Raw genomic sequence first — 19,189 nt, 5'->3', positions numbered from 1 at the left:
TCTACATTAGGCTAAAAGAAAACAAAATGTTATTATTATATGGTTCTAGGAGGGTTTAGAATACGTAAGGGCATATTAAGGGATTTAAAGCTACCTAGGCAGCAGCAAGCGAAGTGGTAAACTTCTGTAAGCTATTTGATGAATAACGCTTTGTTAGTTCGAAGACAAAATATTTTGCATGGTAGAGTGTGATACTCATTTTTTCTTAATGTTTATTGCCATTGGTATTTACATCCAAACTATATTTTTTATTAAAGTCGTTTTTCAATAAGGTCAAGTGTTGTTTGCAAATATCTTTTAAATTCTGCAAGGTCAATATCCTCAACTGGGATTTCATTTCGTGTTTCCAAAATATCACCATCACCGTGATGGCTGTCCCATGATATTTCATTCAGTTCCTTTAAATCATCTATAACCTTTGCACTGTCTCCATCACGAAATTCAATAGCACCTTCACTTTGGAGTTGTTCAATTCTATCAACTAAAGTACCGAAGGTGATTGATAAATTACCTCCTAAGTGATTGTAGTAATAAAATATCATATAGTTTTCTAATGCAATTCTTATTTCTCTCCGGCACTCTCTTTTCCCTGCATCAGTTCCTGTCGCAATAAAATCTTTTATTTTATTAAGGCAAACAAAGTAGTCATTCTGAAGTATTTTATCTATTTCAAAAAACTGAATTTTAGAAGTGGATGCTATCTCATCATATACAATTTCCAACCCTTTCTTTTCAACTGTGCGCACCATTCTATGCAGATCAAATAAAAATTTACTGTCGTGACTAAGCACTACAAGTTGCTTTGCATCCCTTGCTAACCTTGCAAGTAATTTTACTGTTGTCCTTCTTCTTCCATTATCAAAACTTGATAGTGGGTCGTCAAAAATTATTACCTTCTGATTTTTGATATTCTCTACATCTAATTTTGCTAAAAAAAAAGCAAGCGCAATTGTGGTTTTATCTCCTTCGCTTAAAACATCTTTTGCACTGCGAGGTTGATTTTGCTCTGTGGAAATAGCAAACCCATCAATGGTAAGAGTATATTCAGCACGATTGACTGTATTTTGTCCTTGCGGTTGAACTACATTGCTGTTTGCTATTCTGAAAGGTGTGTGAAATTCGGTGTCTAAATAATAATTGATTCTTGTTTGATAGTTGTTTAAAAAAGCGTTTGAAGATAATCGTGCCGTTTGCATCATTGTTGTATAGGCACTACTTAAATTGGTGTGATTTTGTTTTTCACTTCTTAGTTGAGAACATAGGTTATCAATAGCCGGAAGGCATCTACTTTGAATTCTTCTCAGAGATTGAAGATTAGATTCTGCGGTTGCAACAGTTTGAATGGTTGCTCTGAAAGCTGTGATTGCTCCATTGTAGGCAGTAACCGATCCGTTATAGGTCGTAATGTTTTGATTAATGCTTGCAATAGAACTTTGAAAAGTAGTTGCCGATATAGTTGCAACACCAACAGAAGGGTTTTGAAGTTTTGAATTTACAATTGCTAAAAGTGCTTGCATTTCTGCACGGAAAACATGTTCATCAGCAATGATATTAAAAACTGGCGCTTGCGCTGTTGCTGGTAAATGCGCTGACCAAGTTGCTGTTCTTTCTATATTGGCTTGATGTGAATTATTCAAGTTCAAGATAAATGTATCCAGGTTTATATTTTGCAAGGCGTCCCTGTAAGTTGTTAAGTGTTGAACATAAGAATTGAACTCCTCATTGAAATGTAAAGTGTAAGCATTGATAATATCTAAGGTTGAACTAACTGGCTGCTTGCAAAACGGACAATGCAATTCAACTTGCTGTGGATTTTCGGCTGCTGCTGTTTTTGCTAAAAGAAAATCATTGCCTTTATTTATCCAGTATTCAGGTTCTTCAATATCGTTGTCTTGTAAATCTTGCCTGTGCAAGTCATACAAGGTTTGCAATGCTTGATTTTGAATTGTCTGACTATTTCTTGCCAAGTCAGTTATCAATAAGGTAAAATCAATATTTGCACTGAATGCCTGAATGTTTGAAAGTTGTGGAAGGGTTTGAAGAGTTGCCTGACTTTGGGCACTGAGTAATGCTCCTTCCCCATCAGAAATTTGTTGGGTAATATTGATTTCTGTTGTAGGATCGATTTGTAAAAAGTTTGGAAGATTTTGCTCTGTCAATCCATTACCTACTTGTTGAATAATTTCCTCTGTGATTGACGCTTGAAAAGAAACTGAAACAGCTTTAGCTTCTTTGTTAGTGTCGATCTGTTCTTGCAATATGACTGCCTGTTGACCTAATACAAAATTGTATAGTTCTTCCTTATGTTCCTTTGAAAATTCAAAACCTGAATACACATTTTCATTCACGAAGTGAATGTCAAAGATTTCAATATCAGGAAATGGATTTGACCAACCATTAGTACCTAAGTTGTGTGAAGTGTCGGTAGTAGGTGGGACACGCTGAATTATCTGTGCTGCAACTTCTCCTGTGCTGTTGGTTGATTGCCGATTACGAACTAACTCAGGTTTTAACGAAGCAAGTGAACGAATGACACAAGCCAGTGTTGTTTTACCAATTCCATTTTTTGCATAAATCATAGTGAGTTTCTTAAACGCTACATCACCCGACGCAATGTAGTTGCGGAATTTGCCCACAGAAATCAACCTTTGAATTTTATGAATCATACTTTCCTATTCTTGCGTTGATGTTTAAATTTTGATTCAATTGTCTTCATTGCTTGTAATGCAAGGTTCTGGTCTTGCATTTCAAAAGCTATTTTGTCACTCAGATATGCAATATAAATTTCATTGCACTCCCTTTTGTAAAATTTTGCCAATGCGCTTACTTGTTGTTTCGTTGGCATCCGTTCATCTCTTACAATCTTACTTAACAAAGTAGGGTTAATTGAAATGGATAATGCAACTTCTCGAAGAAGCAATTCTTTTTTCTCTCTTAGTTCACAAAGAGTTTCATTTATAGTTTTCAAACTGCTACAATTTGACCTGACATAATTTGTCAAATTTATTGAAAGAAAATGGAAGTAAATCAATGCAAAGAAATCAGGGTAAGTTGGGTAAGATTATAGGTATGAAGTCCGCAAAATATTTTTATCAAAAAATATTGTAATCCTTTTCTGCAATTAAGTGTAGAATGAAACGATAATCGGGCTGCAATGTAAAATATTTGAACTATGTCGTAGTTAACCTACCTATCTTACCATGAATACTAATGTGGATATATCAGAATGGCAAGTCTTGCTCATTTTCAGACTTTGGAGTCGTATCCGTTGATTCTCTTTCGATAGATCTTCTTTCCACTTCATTAAAATCTAAAATGTGAATGGCATAAACATATCTGCTCCCTCTTTTTGTTCTTTCATAACCGTGCTTATTAAGTGCCTTGCCCAGTAAAAGGATTGTAGAGTTTGTTACATTCAGCTTTACCATGTTGCTGATTTTTGTTGCGATTTCAGAAGTAGTGAGGTATTGTATGCTATTATTGTCTTTGGGTTTTTCACACCATGTTAAAAGTAATTCCTCTTCAGCCGTTTTCATTTGGTATTGCTCGTTGTTGTTTGTTATGGTTTTTATTTCTTCTTTATCAAACCAAAACTTATAGCCGTTATTGTAAAGATGAAATGCCTGTGTAAAAACTTTATCCATTTCAATGAGGTGTGTGTAATCAATTTCCAAAACTTCAAAACAAAGAAATCTACGACTGCCGGTTGTATCGTTTAGAAATTGCGCATTGTTTACACTACCTGCAAAACTTGCACGGCGGATTTTGTTTTCGTTATTGTGACCATAAGCAACTCGCATGCGGATGTGCTGTTTGGTAATTATTTCTTTGAGTGAACCAATTTCAGAGCGGTTGAGATTTTCTAATTCATCAAGGTTGATTAGAAAACATTCTGAGAGATGAATGAGGGTATCTTTGTTGTTCGGGTTAATTGTGCCTGAGAAAACATAATCCTTCAATTCAGGTGGAACAAGGTTGAGAATCCATGTTGTTTTTCCGATTCCTTGTTTGCCTGAAAAAACAATTACGCAATGATTAAATGTTGTTTCATCAACGGCAGTGCCTACCATTGCAACAAGCCATTTGTGAAAGCAATATTCCCAAAGTTCCTGATGGGTACATGCAACAGTTCTTGCCAATGCAGTGATGTGGTCTGTTTTTTCATCCCACTTGTCAAGTGAAGTGAAGTATGAATTGAAAGGGTTGTAAACTTTGCAGAAATCGGATTGCAAAATTGTGCGAAGGTTTGTGATGTTACATTTGATTCTTGCTTTCTGCAACTCTCGGAGAAAAGAGTTTTCCCGATAGTCGGTTATATGCTGAAAAAAATTTGAAACGTGTTCTTTGTATTCTAATTTGTTCAAGACGATGTTGAAACGGAACTCATATTTTTCAGAAAGAAAATCTTCAATCCTATCAATGTTTGGTGGTGAGGCTTTCTTTTCTCCTCTTTCATCTGTTGCGTTTTCTGATTTGTTGATGTATGCGCTCTTAATTGTTTGCTCAATTTCCTGAGAAGATAAATCAAAGCGTGAACAGCCGTAGTAGATTGTTTGTTCTTGTGACAAACCTCTACGATTGCAATTGTGTGCAAGCAAATGAATGTAGTTGTTGCGGTTACCTTCGTTATAAGATTGTTTTTTGTTGGTGAAACGAATAATGTGTTCAAACAAAGCTTCAGGATGTTGGATTTGCTTAGTTGCTTCCATGATTTATTTATTTTCTATTTTAAAAATTTTCGATTGTTCGTTGTGATAAGTTTCAGGGTCATAACTGCAAAGACATAAGCGGGGAATATCCTTTCCGCTTTCATCTATAAAAACATTCAACAGGTTTTCATAGTAGAGCAACAAAGCACCAAAGGTGTCTTTGTGTGTGTCGGGAGTTGCATTTGTCCTTACAATTATTTTTAAGCCCTCAGCACCCGGACTAATGAAACAGGCATAGGTGTGGGCACACTGTATGGCGTTTTCTTTCGCTTGCTGAAGCAGAACTTGAGGTAAGTCGTCAACATCTAAAATAATATTGCCATTGTAAATATTGAGAAACTCACGCTTCCTGCGATTTGTGAAAGTTCCTGAAGGAGTGAATGAGAGTAATGATTTTTTTTTCTCGTCATACTCTTTCGTTTTTCCTAACTTAAGTAATTGCCTCAAGGCAATAACTTCTTCCATATGCAAACCGTTTTTGATTTCCTGAATGATGTCGGAAGTATTTCGGTCGCCTGCATAAGTTTTTATTTTTTTGAATATACTTACTTGCATTTTCTAAACTAATTTGAAAATGTTTCCACTGTTGAATTGAGGAACATTTATTTCTTAAAAGATTTGTTGAAATGATTTTTGAGCAAGTCCTCTATATCGGAAAGGCGGTAATAAATTTTGTTACCTACTTGCGAAAAAGAAATTAGCCCGCTGTCACGATAGTGTTGAGCAGTGCGCTTGGATATTTTAAGAAGTTGCATGAGTTCCTGATTATCAAGCCACTTTTCTTTTGGTTCTTTATTTCGTTCCTCTAATGTGCCTTGAATTTCATCGAGTTTCTTAACAATATGCTCGAATGCTTCTGATTCAATAGTTATTACATTCATTGGATTTCTGTTTTGCTTTTTTGTGAATTATTGGAAGCAAAACTCAGCAGCAGAGTGAGAGCAAACAATAGACTCTATTGGTAGGTCTATCGATTTAATCTTAGAACAAGCGTAAACATTGGTTATTTTATTTTACCCTGATGGACATAGTTTTTATATGCGTTCATTAAGGTTGTTAAAAAAGGTGCAGTTTCCCTCTTTCGATTTCCGGCGGCACTAATTTTCTTATTTGCATCTTTAATAGATAGCCCAAAAAGCTTCTCGAAAATTTTAATAATTTCTGACCTAACAGTATCTCCTTTTAAATTTGTGATCATTTTAGCTTCACTTAACGCTACAATCAATTCCAGCAAATCAACATCATTACCCTTCCAAATCAAATTGTTTACAGATTCTGCATTTTTCGATTTATTTAAAATAGTCTGCAAACAATTAGAAATTTCAGTACTAAACGCTGCTCGTTTTTTATCTAATATATCCCTATTAGTTTCAACTAATTTTTCAAGATCGAACAGCCATTGTTTTTTATCTGAAACTAGTTTCAATTGATATTCAATAAATTCAGGGAGCTGGCTTATAGTTATTTCAGAAAATTTCTGAATCAGTGCTTTACAATATGTCAAATCAGAAAACTTGCCACGATATGTAAAATCAATTGTATTTACTTGCTTCCCTATTAAATCAAATTCACTATACTCGTCAGCCAAGTAATTTTTAATTGGGTGTTCCTTAAAGGAATGCGAAATAATTCGTGCAGGATAATTGGAAATGCTCATAATTTTATAATCAAGTTATTTCATTTTGGTGAATTAGTAATATATGTATTCTATCGTTAAACCACATTCAAAACAAAGTGAAACCAAATTAATCTAGATTAATTGATTTTTATGCATTTAGATGCGCTGATTACAGTCAATATAAATTGATTTCATATTAATTCAGAATTTAATTTTGTAAACATGAAGATAATTGAAAAAATAGATCCTTTTACAAATGAAACCTTTTTGGCCACCAGATCGAACCAAGTATTTGCAAACGATCAAAATAGAATTAAATTCAATAATCTTAAAGCAAAAGAATTTAGAAATAAGCGATCATTTGTAGATAAACCACTTCATACCAACATTAGAATATTGAATGAATTAATGGGTGGCAAAACAGAAGTAGAATTACATAAACAATTTCTATTAGGTAAAGGCTATTCTTTTGAAGTTTTCACTCATTATATTGAAATCAATAAGAAACAATACCATGCCCTCTATGAGTACGCAATAATTCCACTTGCTAATGAGCAAATAAAAATTGTAAAGAAATGATTGATATTACCACCTTAACGGAAGCCATCAATTTTGAGCCAAAGATCTCCTTACATACTTCATATCCGAAGAAAAAAGTTTATTACTTTTTAGTAATCCTCATTGCTATAATAATCTTTGCCTGTGCACTATATTATTATTTACAACCTGAGTTAAATAAAAAAGATCAAAAATAGATTTGATGAAAATTTAGTCTTTGATTTCTTTAATTAAAATGTAATATCTTTTGCAGATTTTTATAATAAAAATGACAAATCCATTTGAAATTTTAGAGACAAGATTAATAGACATTGAAAATCAATTATCAGAAATAAAAAATTTAATTCTAAAGCGAACTGAGCAACAGGAATCAGAGGAACTACTAACGGTTCAACAAGCCGCCGATTTGCTAAATCTTGCCAAACAAACAATATATGGTCATGTTCACCGGTGTGAGATTCCTGTGTCAAAAAAAGGTAAACGGTTATATTTTTCTAAGACGGAATTATTGGATTGGGTGAGGCAGGGAAAAAAACGAACATTAAATGAAATTGAATTTATCGCTAGAAATAGGATTAATAAAAATATATAGCTTTATTTTAAATTTCGATAAGAAGATAGTTACCAGAAAAAAAATAATTTATGGACGAAAATAAAAATAATGAAGTTGATTTAGCATTACATGAAGCTGGACATTTGGTATTTGGTTTATGTGATATTTATGGAAAAATAGAATCCCTATTTCCAACAAAAATTTGGATCAATAAATTTGAAGAGGCGGGCAAGGTATGTAATTTTACATGGTTTCCAAACGGTTATTATAATAATCAAGATGTACCACTTTTAAAATATAAAAAGGAAGCTTGCAAAACTATTGGAGGAAGAATAGCAGAAACATTCTTAAATAATCGAAATCTTCCAAATTTTAGTAATAGAAAGGACGAAGATGAAGATTCAATAAGTGATATTGTTAAGTTCAATCAATTGATTGTTAAAATAGTAAAGTTGGAAACCGGAATTTCAGTTAATGAAGATAATAAAGAATTAAGAATAAAATATGAACAAGAAATATGGGGAGACTGTATTGATTATTTAAAAATTAATAAGAATGTACAAGATGCAATAAAACATGTTGCAAATGAGCTTCAAATGAATAATTTCATCGAAGGTGAAAATTTAAAAACTTTAATTATAGATGTAAATAAATTATTGGACAATTAATCATTATAATTCATAATATTTTTCAAATCAGAATTCAATTTGCCTTTAAGTTTTACATACAGATTAATTGAATTTAAAAGAGAATAAAAAACCCATTCTAATTGTTCGGGGTACTCAATTGTTTTAGTATGTGCTTTATTATGTCTTATATCAAAGTCATTGACAATTTGAAAGAAAGTATTAACATCTTTCTTAATGAGATATTTTTCTAAATCAGTTCTTAAAGGCTCCAATAAATGAATTAACGTTTCACATGCAGATCTCATTTTTTCAATACTTTCAGGAGTTGAAAAAAATAATTCCCTTGCAGTTTCAATTTTGGAATCAAGATTCACAATTCCTGTTGCAATTTTCTGATGATTCAAATCAATCATCAAAATCTGTGGATTCTTTTCCAATATTTTATTAACGCCTTTGTCAGTCAATAATAAATTTTCAAATATCACTTCATTAGGGGTCGGTTCAAAAGTGGTAAATTCGATTTGATGTCTTTCTTTCAATCGATTTAAAATTATGATTAATTCATTTCCATCTTCTGAATAAGCAATTGTGTAATCATATTTTGAATTGAAACTAATTGGCTTAAAGGCTTTACCACCATTGTCATAAATATATTTTAACAGATGTAAAGCTTTTTCTTCAAATTCTTTTGGTATTATATAATCATTGATACCATTCCTAATAAAATCATCATTTATTATTGGTGGCTCATCATTAGGATTTGTATTCCTACAAATTCCTGCAAGAACATGGTCTCGTCGATTTTCATTAAGCATTCTCTGTAAGAATATTCTGCCAATTCTGACTTTTCCAACTGCTCTGTGATTATATTCGACGAGAAATCCCTTACCTTGATCTAAATAATGTTTTTGATGAAGAGGTAATCCGGTTAGTACACAATTTTCTATATACACAATAAGAATTATTGAAAGTTTCAATTAAAAATTTCCATCGCCTTATCTAACTCTTCATTTACAATTTTTGCATAAATCTGAGTTGTTTTCATATTTGTATGCCCCAATATTTTTGAAGCATTTTCAAAACGCATCCCTTTTCGAATTGCTGATGTTGCAAAGGTATGGCGGGAAGTATGAAAATGAAGTCGCTTAGTTATTTTCGTTGCTTCAGCAATGATTTTCAAATTTTTATTTACATATGCAGTGGAAGAAGAAATTGCACGATGCAAATTTTTTGGATCAGAATAATTTACATCATTTTTTAATATTGGAAAAATAAAATCTTCTGGCTTCCCTTTTTTTTGTTTATACTTTTCAAGTATTGTTAGCCCAACTCTTGGAACCTTTATAGAAATAATCTCACCTGTTTTTTGAGCCTGTTTATAAATTCGCTCTCCATCAAAATTTTTCCATTTCAATTGAATAATATCTGATATTCTGATTCCTCCGGTATAGGCGGCAAATACATACATATCTCTATGAATATCCATTTTTGTTCTGGTAACTAAATCCAATTCTTCAATAAGTTTCAATTCCTTTTCTGTAAGATATTCAATATTTGTTTTCTCAGTTTTTAACTTAAATCGATGAAAAGGATTCTTTTCAAAAGGAAGTAAATCTTCATTGATTGCTTCGTTAATAATTCGTCGAATTACTTTAAAATTTGCGTGAATAGTATTTGTTGAATTTTTGAAATGATTCCTCATATACGTTTCATAGCTTTTAAGCCAAGTAACCGTTAAATCATCAAAAAGCAAATCATTGTTTCCAACAAATTGCTTCACTTTTTCAATAACTCCTTTAATTTTATTAAAAGTGCCTACACTCACTTTCTCCTCTTGACTTAGATAAAAGCGATCAAGATATTTTAAAAAACTAGGAGAGACTGCACCCACAACTGCTTTTTTCATTTCCTTAACATTAATGCCCTTGCTTTTGCTTTCTAGGTCAAGTGTATGACGTTGGACTTCTGAAAGTTTTTCGGCAAGGTAATTATTCAACCGATTTGAATTTGGGTGGGATTTTTTGACTACACTTTTATTCGAATCCCAATCTTCTGGCCTTATATAATAGCCTAAGGAAATATAAGAAGATTTTCGATTTTTTATTATTCTTAAGTAGATAGGGGCTTCACCTATTTTGTTTGTCTTCCTATCATTGACAAATACTTTAAATGTGGGCATATACAATTTAATTTAATACACGAAGTTAGGAAAACTGGTTAAACATAGGTAAAACAAATCTCGCTTTTGATAAAATCTAAATGCATCAGTAAAATTTATTTTTTTTATATCTAATTGATATTCAATAATTATAGAAGAAAACAAGTGCAATCAGATACATAAATGCGAGTCCCAGCGGGATCACACCAATCAATTCAAATTCCTTGCAAATCAATAGTTTGCAAGGGATTTTTCTTACTGGGCTATTCATTTAAAATCTTGCAAAAAAATTTATTTTGAATTATTAAAATAAATATAAAATCCTTGTACATTTATAATCCAATTAGTTGAGTTATAGAGCAAACTTCTATAGTTAAAAAAAGTATTTAATAATCATTAATAAAAGAATATCATATGCCTGAAATTAATTGCAACGAGGTACTCCAAAAAAACAAAATTGAGTACAGCTCAAAATCAGAACTAGCTGAAAGAATCTATCAGCAAATCGAAACCTTTAAAAACAAAGGGAAAGAATTTACAGATAATTCTGAATTCAATATTATTTTACCAAGTGAGGCTGGGCCAATTCCTCTAGGTTTTAAAAACGATATGAATTACACTAAAACTGATATCGAAAACATATTAAATATCTATGAGGGAAACACAAACAAATCTTTTAGCCAATACAGCTATGTTGAATTTCTTTCTGATAAAGCTATTGACGCCTGGAAATATTGTGTCAGCACAAATTATAAAAATAAAATTGCCATAACCAGCAGAATAATAAATAATGATATTTTAATCACAGTGATTAGTCCTCCCGTGTACAAAGATTTACAGATAACTAAATTATTTGCAACGAATGCAGACGGTATCCTTGAGGAAGTCCAATTAAATTCAAAAGAAAAAAAAATTACTTCAAACCAAACATGGTCTAAAGAATTTTCTTGGAATGGTGAATTTGATTTCTTTTTTCAAATGCTTACAGACATTTATCCAGAAACTGAATTAATTGCTTTTTATTCTAAAAAAGGTGTTGATAATAAGAATGGTGAGAAGGAGTATATTGATAAAGTAAAAGTGCCTAGGGATACAATTTCAATCGGACTTCACGAATCAACCTCAATGCGATTTGGACCATTCAAACCTGGGACAGACATAAATGTATCAGGCAAGTTTGATATTAAAGATGATGCTTGTAATCTCAATTTAGGAGATTCTTTTTCATTTAGGACTATTATTGGCCTTAAAGCGAAAGGTGAAACAATTTTTTCTTCTGATATATCTCATTTTTATACTTACGTAAACGCTGGATATACAAAAGTGCCAGGTGAAAAATTACTTAATCTTTCAGCGGAAGTACCTCAAAGTGGTTATGTAGATTTAATATTTACAAATAATGAGTCCACATGTCAAGGATTAACTATTCCTTTAACACTTGACTTGATTGATATTTCGATTATAAAAGAGTCCTTAAAAGAATAAGGCCTGAACTAAAAAGTTTTCAATTATTTTCTAAGAAATAAAATTTTTAAAAAGTTGATTATTTAAATAATAAAATATATAAAACCATGAAAACTTCAAAAGTATTTTTTATCTCTTTTTTATGCGCCTTATCTGCCTTTCTTATTTCATATGCTTATTACCTATACCTTGAGAAAAAAAATAAAAATGCAACCCCAAACTTCGACTTATCTACATCTTGGTTTGTTCTTCCTACAGACGTAGATATTGATCCCGGATCATTCATAGCAATATCAAAGGATGGCACCCATACAATCAAAGACATATTTAATAGTAAACAATTACAGAATCTTTCCTTTAATATTTCAGGATTTAATCTCATAGAAGGCAATAATATAAGTTTTCCAAAAGAGTACACTTTAAATGAACGTGATATTTTTTCAGATAATTGGTTAAACTCTAAAGATTCATCTAAAATGTTAGATAAGGTTGATACTTTGCAAGTAAAAAATGAAATTCGCTCAATAAAAAAGGCGAGTGTAATTATTGACGAAGCTAAAATTAGATATGTCCAAGGAGATGTATTAGGCATTTTTGATAAGTTAACTTACCAAGGACAGTTAGACTTAAAAAATTGGATAAATAATCATACAAAAGAAAATGATGACATTTTTTTTGTACCAATAACCCTAATGGTCGTAAATGGCGATTTATCAATACAAACAGAGAATAAATTTGACGAATCGCTAACTGCTAAGATTAAATCCTTTTATCATTTAACAATAACGGAGAGAATTGATGATCATCAAGTCGTATTTAAAAATTATTCTCCAAAAAATAAAAATGTTGGAATCATGATTAGGCAATTTGACGCTGACACATTGTTACCAAAATCGAATGTAATATTAAAAGAGGTTGTCAAGGACAATTCCGATACATTTAATGAAAATGTGAATTATATTTTACCGCCTATTGCAATCTCTAAAGAAATTACGAATCAATTTGATTCTTTAGTAATCACCGTTAAAGGACATTTAGATATTGTAAAATGGGGTTCTGATCAATTGAGTTTTAGTTATGCTATATTTATGTCGATAAACGGTATACCTTACAATCCTGCTCCTAATGGTTATATGCTATTTGATAAAGACAATGTCAAGAATATACCGTTTTATTGTACTCAAAAAATTCCTACCCTCAAAAACAATAATATACAGATTGGATTATTAGGGGATGCCCCCAAAGGACAAAAAGATCAACCATCATGGCAATTTCAACCTGGAATAGAAGTCACTGTTATTTCTGAGTAAACTAAAAATTTAATACATTTTCAAAGTTAGAATTATGGAAAAACCATTTACAACTTTGCAACAGTGCTTTTTTCATTTTTCGATTGCATAAATTCAGAATTAATTAAAAATATTTAAATAATTAAAGGATATTAATCTCAATAAATTAATATCCCAGCGGGATCACAGAGAAAAAAATCCGCCGCCATTTTTTGGTGGCGTTTTTTTTATATAAAAATTTGTTGGATGAGAGGCTTGTCCTGACATTTTTTATTAGTAAGGCACAGAGTGAGTACGCAGCAATTCTGGGATGGATAAGTTTTTAAATTTTAAAATGGAACATCATCGGTAGATTCCGGAAAGAGAGGATGGACACCATGATCTTCTGCATATTCCAAGACCCTTTCAGCTTCACTTGCATCAACATACTCAAACTGACTATTCTTTCTTAATTCATTCCAAATTTTGTGTTGACTAATTGCTTTAGATTCGAATGGTTCAGATGATAATACAAACGCTTTAGCTTTAACTTTTTGTTCAGCATATGCTATATAAAGGAATGCCAATTGTGCTAGATCATTTTTGATTTGAGAAACTTCCCGATTTAAATTAACTGATTTTACATATACAGGATCTTCATTTTTTCCTACCATGTCAATCTTTACTGGTGCAATTAATCCTTTAATATCGTCAGAGGAAAGCTGCTTTTCAATATTATAATATCGTTTTAATCTTACTATATTTTCCCTTTTAAACACTTCAATAATATTATCATATTTTATTTTTTTGGACTCCGCTATATCATCAACATATTTTTTGAATAGTAAAATAAAGGTTTCATTATTTGCATCCACATCTATTTTTTTGGGACTGGAAAAAGTAAGCAGGTTAGTATTATATCTGCTCAAATAATTCAAATATTCTACCGATATTATTTCTTTATTCTTTTTACCGAAATTGGTTAATTCAAATTCCTTTTCCTTTGACTTTTGATTTATTACAGAAGACTCAATATTTCCTATTGCATCATTTAATAATTTGTAAGCACCAACAGATAATAAGCTTTTCGCAACAGAGAGTTTATGCTTTGAGTATTTAAAAAATACCTGATTATCATCAAACAAAGCAAAGCCTATCGAAATTCTTTCTTGAATTTCGGGTCTGATTTGTACTGTTAATATTGTGTAATGAGTTGTCATTGTTTGTCCTTATTCTAATAACTGAATATACTCCCTAAATGTTTGAATGCATGTCTCAAACCATTTTTCTGAAAACAGATATGTATTTATTTCCTCATAATATTTTTCCTTTGGAATAAGCCATTCATCAGGTATTTCTTGAATTAAATCTTCTAAATTGGCTTTACAACTCTCAGAACAAAAGTACCACCTATCTATCAATGCGGCAAGAAAACCCTCATTTCGAAGCTCAGATGCCTTGTAAAGCTTAGATAAGATGGAACTCGAAAGAATACTATCAATTTCTGTTATTGGATAATTCTGAAGATGGTGGTTTACTGTGTGAAAGCAATCACCATGATCAATAGGAACAAAGTGTTGCCCATCATTTTCATTAACAATAAGCATATTATAATTATTAATGTTTCGATCATCATTACTTATCCAGATATCAAAAAATGCTATTGTTAAAAATTCTGTTTTATCTGCAAATTTCCGACTTTGAGCAGCACTAATTTCATTGTAGTACTCAGAAACTTCCGCTGCATCTTTTAGGCGCATTGACCCAAAACAAGGTTGGTCAATTTTAATTATTCCAATGCCAGTTTCTGCATTTAAGTGTCTGTTTTGAATTTGAATTAAATTAAAGGGTGGTATATACAAATCCCACAATTTCAAAAATGAAGCAGCTAGATATTCTGTAGCCAATTTATATGCAATTGTTTTAGTTCTGTTATACTTGCATATGTAATAATTAAAATCTGAACAATGGACAAGCAATGGTCTTGTACCTGTCTCAAGTACATGATGTCGTTCAATTAATTCTATACTAGACAGTCGGATCAAAGAAGTCTATTTGTGATAAAAAATTTAAACTTAATAAATAAAAAAAATTGTAACCCTTTATCACTATTAAAAACAGTAACCTGAGATTTATCCTACTATCTCAATTATTTCACACTGCAAATTAATTTTAATGTGTCTCATTTTTTCAAACGCTCAATTTTTTTTATTTATTATGCTATCTTATATCATTCTTCGTAGTAATAGGAGTAATCAATACCCTTCATAAAAATTTCCCTGTCGTTTATTTTATTAGTAAGTGCAGTTGCTATTAGTTGCGCCAATACACTGCTGTCAACAGTGCTTATTATCATGGCATTCATGTAATTTTCTTTACTGATTTTACTCCAGTCGACACATTTTTTGAGTTCTTTTTTCAACATTAAATCCAGCCATATTCTCGTGCTTCTGCCGTTGCCTTCCATAAAAGGATGTGCCTTGTTCATTTCAGCATATTTGAATATTATGTCATCAAGGTTTGTTTGCCGCATGGCATCTATTTGCAACAAAGTAGTTTTTAAATGTTGTGCATATACAAATTGATACCCTCCTTTCGAAATGTTTTTTTCCCTGATTTGCCCTGCAAAATCATACAAGCCACCAAACAGGTAAGCATGTATTTGTTGTAGCCCTTTTGCTGTCCCTACTTCAAATTCATTTATCAAATTGCTTTCGAAAAGGGTGTATGCTTTCTTTTTACTTTGTCCGTCAATACTGGTATCGCTATAGAGAAACCAGTCTAAAAACTTCATTGCCCTGTTGTTAGGAAAATTTTTGGCAAGTGCCGATACACCATTGCTATCAAGCATATCCGCCAAACGCAATTTGCCATCTGGAGCTATAAATTTGAACTGGGTAGTAACACTAACCACTTCACTATTTTCTTTCTTTAATTTAGCTTTCAGGTATTTCCAATAATTGCGGACTTTATTATAATCGCTTTCATCATTTAGAACACCCACAATATCCAATACCGAAAACCACCACTTGCCTTGCTTGTCATCCCAAAGAGCCCGCACTTCACGGTCATTAAAAAAGCGGATGGATATTTTCATTTGTGATTTCATTAATCTTTTCTCGTTCGGTCTTCAGATAATTTATAGGTATTTAGTATCCGAGGGCTAAGCTATAAACTACTTCCCTATTAATAGTTTCCTTTGATAACCGACATTGGCCCCCATCATATTTTTAATAATAATCTTTGTTCTAGTATATCTTTTGTTCTACCATAGATAACTCTTTCTTTACAATCCAAAGCACTCATCAAATTTGCAAGATGGTCTATCATTTTCATAAAACTCGTCAAGAAAATTATAGTATCTCACTCTAATGAAAAGAATTCATTTTTCAGTATTTTTTAATACAAGCAACTTACATTTGTACTTCTGCAAATTTTGTAAAATTTTCTACTATGATCTTACAAGAAATAATCTCCCACTTAGAATCCATTGCTCCGAAATCATTGCAAGAGTCGTATGATAATTCCGGATTATTGGTGGGTGATAGCAATATGGAAATAACATCTGCAGTAATTGCATTGGATGTTACTGAAGCAGTGGTTAACGCAGCAATTAAAAACAACAGCAATTTAATTATTGCGCATCATCCAATCATTTTTGGTGGAATAAAAAAACTTACAGGTAGCAATTATGTAGAGCGGATTTTAATTCAAGCAATAAAAAATAATATTGCCATTTATGCTATCCATACAAATCTGGATAATATTAAAAACGGAGTTAATTCGGCTTTTGCATCTATATAGTAATGACTACGCATACATCACTATTTTTTTTTAGAATCATGCAATTGTCCGCTGCATAAAAAACTGTTTAATATAATTTCAAAAGGTTAGTATTTCCAATGCTATCTTTTATCATTCTTCGTAATAATAGGAGTAATCAATCCCTTTCATAAACATTTCCCTGTCATTTATCTTGTGAGTAAGTACGGATACAATCAGTTGTGCCAATACACTGATGTCAACAGTACTTATTATCATGGCATTCATGTAATTTTCTTTACTGATTTTGCTCCAATCCACACATTTTTTGAGTTCTTTTTTCAACATTAAATCCAGCCATATTCTCGTGCTTCTGCCGTTGCCTTCCATAAAAGGATGTGCCTTGTTCATTTCAGCATATTTGAATATTATGTCATCAAGGTTTGTTTGCCGCATGGCATCTATTTGCAACAAAGTAGTTTTTAAATGCTGTGCATATACAAATTGATGCCCTCCGTTTGAAATGTTTTTTTCCCTGATTTGTCCGGCAAAATCATACAAGCCACCAAACAGATATGCGTGAATTTGTTGTAAACCTGTGGTTGTCCTTACTTCAAATTCATTTATCAAATTGCTTTCGAAAAGGGTGTATGCTTTCTTTTTACTTTGTCCGTCAATACTGGTATCGCTATAGAGAAACCAGTCTAAAAACTTCATTGCCCTGTTGTTTGGAAAATTTTTGGCAAGTGCCGATACACCATTGCTATCAAGCATATCCGCCAAACGCAATTTGCCATCCGGAGCTATAAATTTGAACTGGGTAGTAACACTAACCACTTCACTATTTTCTTTCTTCAATTTAGCTTTCAGGTATTTCCAATAATTGCGGACTTTATTATAATGGCTTTCATAATTTAGAACACCCACAATATCCAATACCGAAAACCACCACTTGGCTTGAATGTCATCCCAAAGAGCCCGCACTTCACGGTCATTAAAAAAGCGGATGGATATTTTTGTTGTTTTTTCATTAATCTTTTCTCGTTCGGTCTTCAGATAATTTATAGGTATTTAGTATCCGAGGGCTAAGCTATAAACTACTTCCCTATTAATATTTTGCTTTGATAACCGACATTGGTCCCCATCATATTTTTAATTATAATCTTTGTTCAAGTATATCTTTTGTTCTATCTTAAATAACTCTTTCTTTACAATCCAAAGCACTCATCAAATTTGCAAGAAGGTCTATCATTTTCATAAAACTCGTCAAGAAAATTATAGTATCTCACTCTACTGAAAAGAATTCATTTTTCAGTATTTTTTAATACAAGCAACTTACATTTGTACTTCTGCAAATTTTGCAAATTTTTCTACTATGATCTTACAAGAAATAATCTCTCACTTAGAATCCATTGCACCAAAATCATTGCAAGAGTCGTATGATAATTCCGGTTTATTAGTGGGTGATAGTAATATGGAAATAACATCTGCAGTAATTGCATTGGATGTTACTGAAGCAGTGGTTAACGCAGCAATTAAAAACAACAGCAATTTAATTATTGCGCATCATCCAATCATTTTTGGTGGAATAAAAAAACTTACGGGAAGCAATTATGTGGAGCGGATTTTAATTCAGGCTATAAAAAATAATATTGCCATTTATGCTATTCATACAAATCTCGACAATATTAAAGCTGGAGTTAATTCTGCTTTTGCGGAAGCACTTGGTTTGAAAAAATTGCAAGTACTAAAACCCATTGCAGGTCAGCTATTTAAATTGGTAACCTTTGCGCCACATGCGAATGCTGCGGATATACGTCAAGCAATGTTCAATGCAGGTGCCGGCAATATTGGCAATTATGATGAGTGCAGTTTTAATACAGAGGGCACAGGTACTTTTCGAGGAAATGACGATTCCAATCCTGTAATTGGTGAAAGAGGAATTACGCATGCAGAACCCGAAATAAGAATAGAAGTAATTTATCCCAGATGGAAAGAGGCTGCAATAATGACCGCCTTGAAAAAAGCACATCCCTATGAAGAAGTGGCTTATGATATTATTCCGCTTGCAAATACATATCAAAATATCGGAGCAGGAATGATTGGCAGTTTTACTCATCCTTTTGAAGAAACTTATTTTCTTGAATTCCTGAAAGAGAAAATGAAAACGGAGTGTGTCCGACACACTGCACTTCTTCATAAGTCCATTAAAAAAGTTGCTATCTGTGGTGGTTCAGGGAGTTTTCTGCTACAGGATGCTATCCGTGCGGGCGCCGATGCCTTTATTAGTGCCGATTTTAAATACCACCAATTTTTTGATGCCGACAATAAAATATTAATTGCAGATATCGGACATTATGAAAGCGAACAATTTACAATACCGCTTATAGCTAACCTTTTGCAGAAAAAATTTCCTAACTTTGCCCTTCATTTTTCCAGTATAAATACTAATCCAGTTAATTACTTATAA

At 32.1% G+C, this 19,189-nt stretch carries 17 protein-coding genes and 1 pseudogene; 7 read left to right on the top strand and 11 right to left on the bottom strand.

Translation table 11 applies throughout. The features are described from left to right. Nucleotides 1-251: 251 nt before the first annotated feature. From IPN31_00475 to IPN31_00455, 5 genes and pseudogenes are all read right to left on the bottom strand, one after another. A complete protein-coding gene (locus IPN31_00475) occupies nucleotides 252-2,666 on the bottom strand; it encodes an AAA family ATPase (GenBank protein ID MBK8680394.1) in 2,415 nt (804 codons plus the stop codon). Beyond that, nucleotides 2,663-2,968: a helix-turn-helix transcriptional regulator gene (locus IPN31_00470; GenBank protein ID MBK8680393.1), complete on the bottom strand. Its 306-nt coding sequence runs from the start codon at nucleotides 2,966-2,968 to the stop codon at nucleotides 2,663-2,665. The genes IPN31_00475 and IPN31_00470 overlap by 4 nt, the downstream gene beginning before the upstream one ends. 253 nt (nucleotides 2,969-3,221) lie before the next feature. Then, a pseudogene (locus IPN31_00465) lies at nucleotides 3,222-5,264 on the bottom strand (virulence-associated E family protein). 47 nt (nucleotides 5,265-5,311) lie between these two features. Next, nucleotides 5,312-5,590: a helix-turn-helix domain-containing protein gene (locus tag IPN31_00460; protein ID MBK8680392.1), complete on the bottom strand. Its 279-nt coding sequence runs from the start codon at nucleotides 5,588-5,590 to the stop codon at nucleotides 5,312-5,314. 122 nt (nucleotides 5,591-5,712) lie between these two features. Beyond that, nucleotides 5,713-6,366 carry an RteC domain-containing protein gene (locus IPN31_00455; GenBank protein ID MBK8680391.1) on the bottom strand — a complete coding sequence of 218 codons (654 nt, stop codon included), beginning with the start codon at nucleotides 6,364-6,366 and terminating at the stop codon, nucleotides 5,713-5,715. A gap of 183 nt (nucleotides 6,367-6,549) precedes the next feature. Here IPN31_00455 and IPN31_00450 point away from each other — a divergent pair, with 183 nt between their 5' ends. From IPN31_00450 to IPN31_00440, 3 genes are all read left to right on the top strand, one after another. Then, the gene (locus tag IPN31_00450) at nucleotides 6,550-6,906 is read left to right on the top strand and encodes a hypothetical protein (protein ID MBK8680390.1); all 357 of its coding nucleotides are present in this window, start codon (nucleotides 6,550-6,552) and stop codon (nucleotides 6,904-6,906) included. Between the two features lie 247 nt (nucleotides 6,907-7,153). Next, nucleotides 7,154-7,477, top strand: a complete 324-nt coding sequence (locus IPN31_00445; GenBank protein ID MBK8680389.1) for a helix-turn-helix domain-containing protein — start codon at nucleotides 7,154-7,156, stop codon at nucleotides 7,475-7,477. 50 nt (nucleotides 7,478-7,527) lie between these two features. After that, nucleotides 7,528-8,106 (top strand): hypothetical protein, encoded by a 579-nt coding sequence (locus tag IPN31_00440; GenBank protein ID MBK8680388.1) that lies wholly within the window; start codon nucleotides 7,528-7,530, stop codon nucleotides 8,104-8,106. On the opposite strand, the gene IPN31_00435 is transcribed toward IPN31_00440, so the two are convergent. Beyond that, nucleotides 8,103-9,020, bottom strand: coding sequence for a hypothetical protein (locus IPN31_00435; GenBank protein ID MBK8680387.1), 918 nt, complete (start codon nucleotides 9,018-9,020; stop codon nucleotides 8,103-8,105). The two genes, IPN31_00440 and IPN31_00435, sit on opposite strands and share 4 nt — an antisense overlap. A gap of 20 nt (nucleotides 9,021-9,040) precedes the next feature. Next, on the bottom strand, nucleotides 9,041-10,246 hold the full coding sequence (locus IPN31_00430) for a site-specific integrase (GenBank protein MBK8680386.1): 1,206 nt from the start codon (nucleotides 10,244-10,246) through the stop codon (nucleotides 9,041-9,043). 393 nt (nucleotides 10,247-10,639) lie between these two features. On the opposite strand from IPN31_00430, the gene IPN31_00425 reads away from it, so the two are divergent. Both IPN31_00425 and IPN31_00420 read left to right on the top strand, forming a co-directional pair. Next, nucleotides 10,640-11,710 (top strand): hypothetical protein, encoded by a 1,071-nt coding sequence (locus tag IPN31_00425; protein MBK8680385.1) that lies wholly within the window; start codon nucleotides 10,640-10,642, stop codon nucleotides 11,708-11,710. A gap of 86 nt (nucleotides 11,711-11,796) precedes the next feature. Next, nucleotides 11,797-12,999: a hypothetical protein gene (locus tag IPN31_00420; protein ID MBK8680384.1), complete on the top strand. Its 1,203-nt coding sequence runs from the start codon at nucleotides 11,797-11,799 to the stop codon at nucleotides 12,997-12,999. A gap of 308 nt (nucleotides 13,000-13,307) precedes the next feature. Here the strand turns inward: IPN31_00420 and IPN31_00415 are convergent, their stop codons facing one another. The 3 genes from IPN31_00415 to IPN31_00405 form a co-directional block, all read right to left on the bottom strand. Next, the gene (locus tag IPN31_00415) at nucleotides 13,308-14,177 is read right to left on the bottom strand and encodes a hypothetical protein (protein ID MBK8680383.1); all 870 of its coding nucleotides are present in this window, start codon (nucleotides 14,175-14,177) and stop codon (nucleotides 13,308-13,310) included. 9 nt (nucleotides 14,178-14,186) lie between these two features. Further along, the gene (locus IPN31_00410; GenBank protein MBK8680382.1) at nucleotides 14,187-15,002 is read right to left on the bottom strand and encodes a hypothetical protein; all 816 of its coding nucleotides are present in this window, start codon (nucleotides 15,000-15,002) and stop codon (nucleotides 14,187-14,189) included. 185 nt (nucleotides 15,003-15,187) lie between these two features. Beyond that, complete coding sequence (locus tag IPN31_00405) at nucleotides 15,188-16,066, bottom strand: Fic family protein (protein ID MBK8680381.1); 879 nt, start codon at nucleotides 16,064-16,066, stop codon at nucleotides 15,188-15,190. A 344-nt stretch (nucleotides 16,067-16,410) separates the two neighbouring features. Here IPN31_00405 and IPN31_00400 point away from each other — a divergent pair, with 344 nt between their 5' ends. After that, nucleotides 16,411-16,761, top strand: a complete 351-nt coding sequence (locus tag IPN31_00400) for a Nif3-like dinuclear metal center hexameric protein (GenBank protein MBK8680380.1) — start codon at nucleotides 16,411-16,413, stop codon at nucleotides 16,759-16,761. A gap of 111 nt (nucleotides 16,762-16,872) precedes the next feature. Here the strand turns inward: IPN31_00400 and IPN31_00395 are convergent, their stop codons facing one another. Continuing rightward, nucleotides 16,873-17,790: a Fic family protein gene (locus tag IPN31_00395; GenBank protein ID MBK8680379.1), complete on the bottom strand. Its 918-nt coding sequence runs from the start codon at nucleotides 17,788-17,790 to the stop codon at nucleotides 16,873-16,875. Nucleotides 17,791-18,094: 304 nt separating this feature from the next. Here IPN31_00395 and IPN31_00390 point away from each other — a divergent pair, with 304 nt between their 5' ends. Beyond that, a complete protein-coding gene (locus tag IPN31_00390; protein ID MBK8680378.1) occupies nucleotides 18,095-19,189 on the top strand; it encodes a Nif3-like dinuclear metal center hexameric protein in 1,095 nt (364 codons plus the stop codon).

This window comes from Bacteroidota bacterium (assembly GCA_016715425.1).
In the GTDB taxonomy this organism is placed as follows: Bacteria; Bacteroidota; Bacteroidia; order Chitinophagales; family BACL12; genus JADKAC01.
This window is presented reverse-complemented; position numbering and strand designations above follow the sequence as displayed.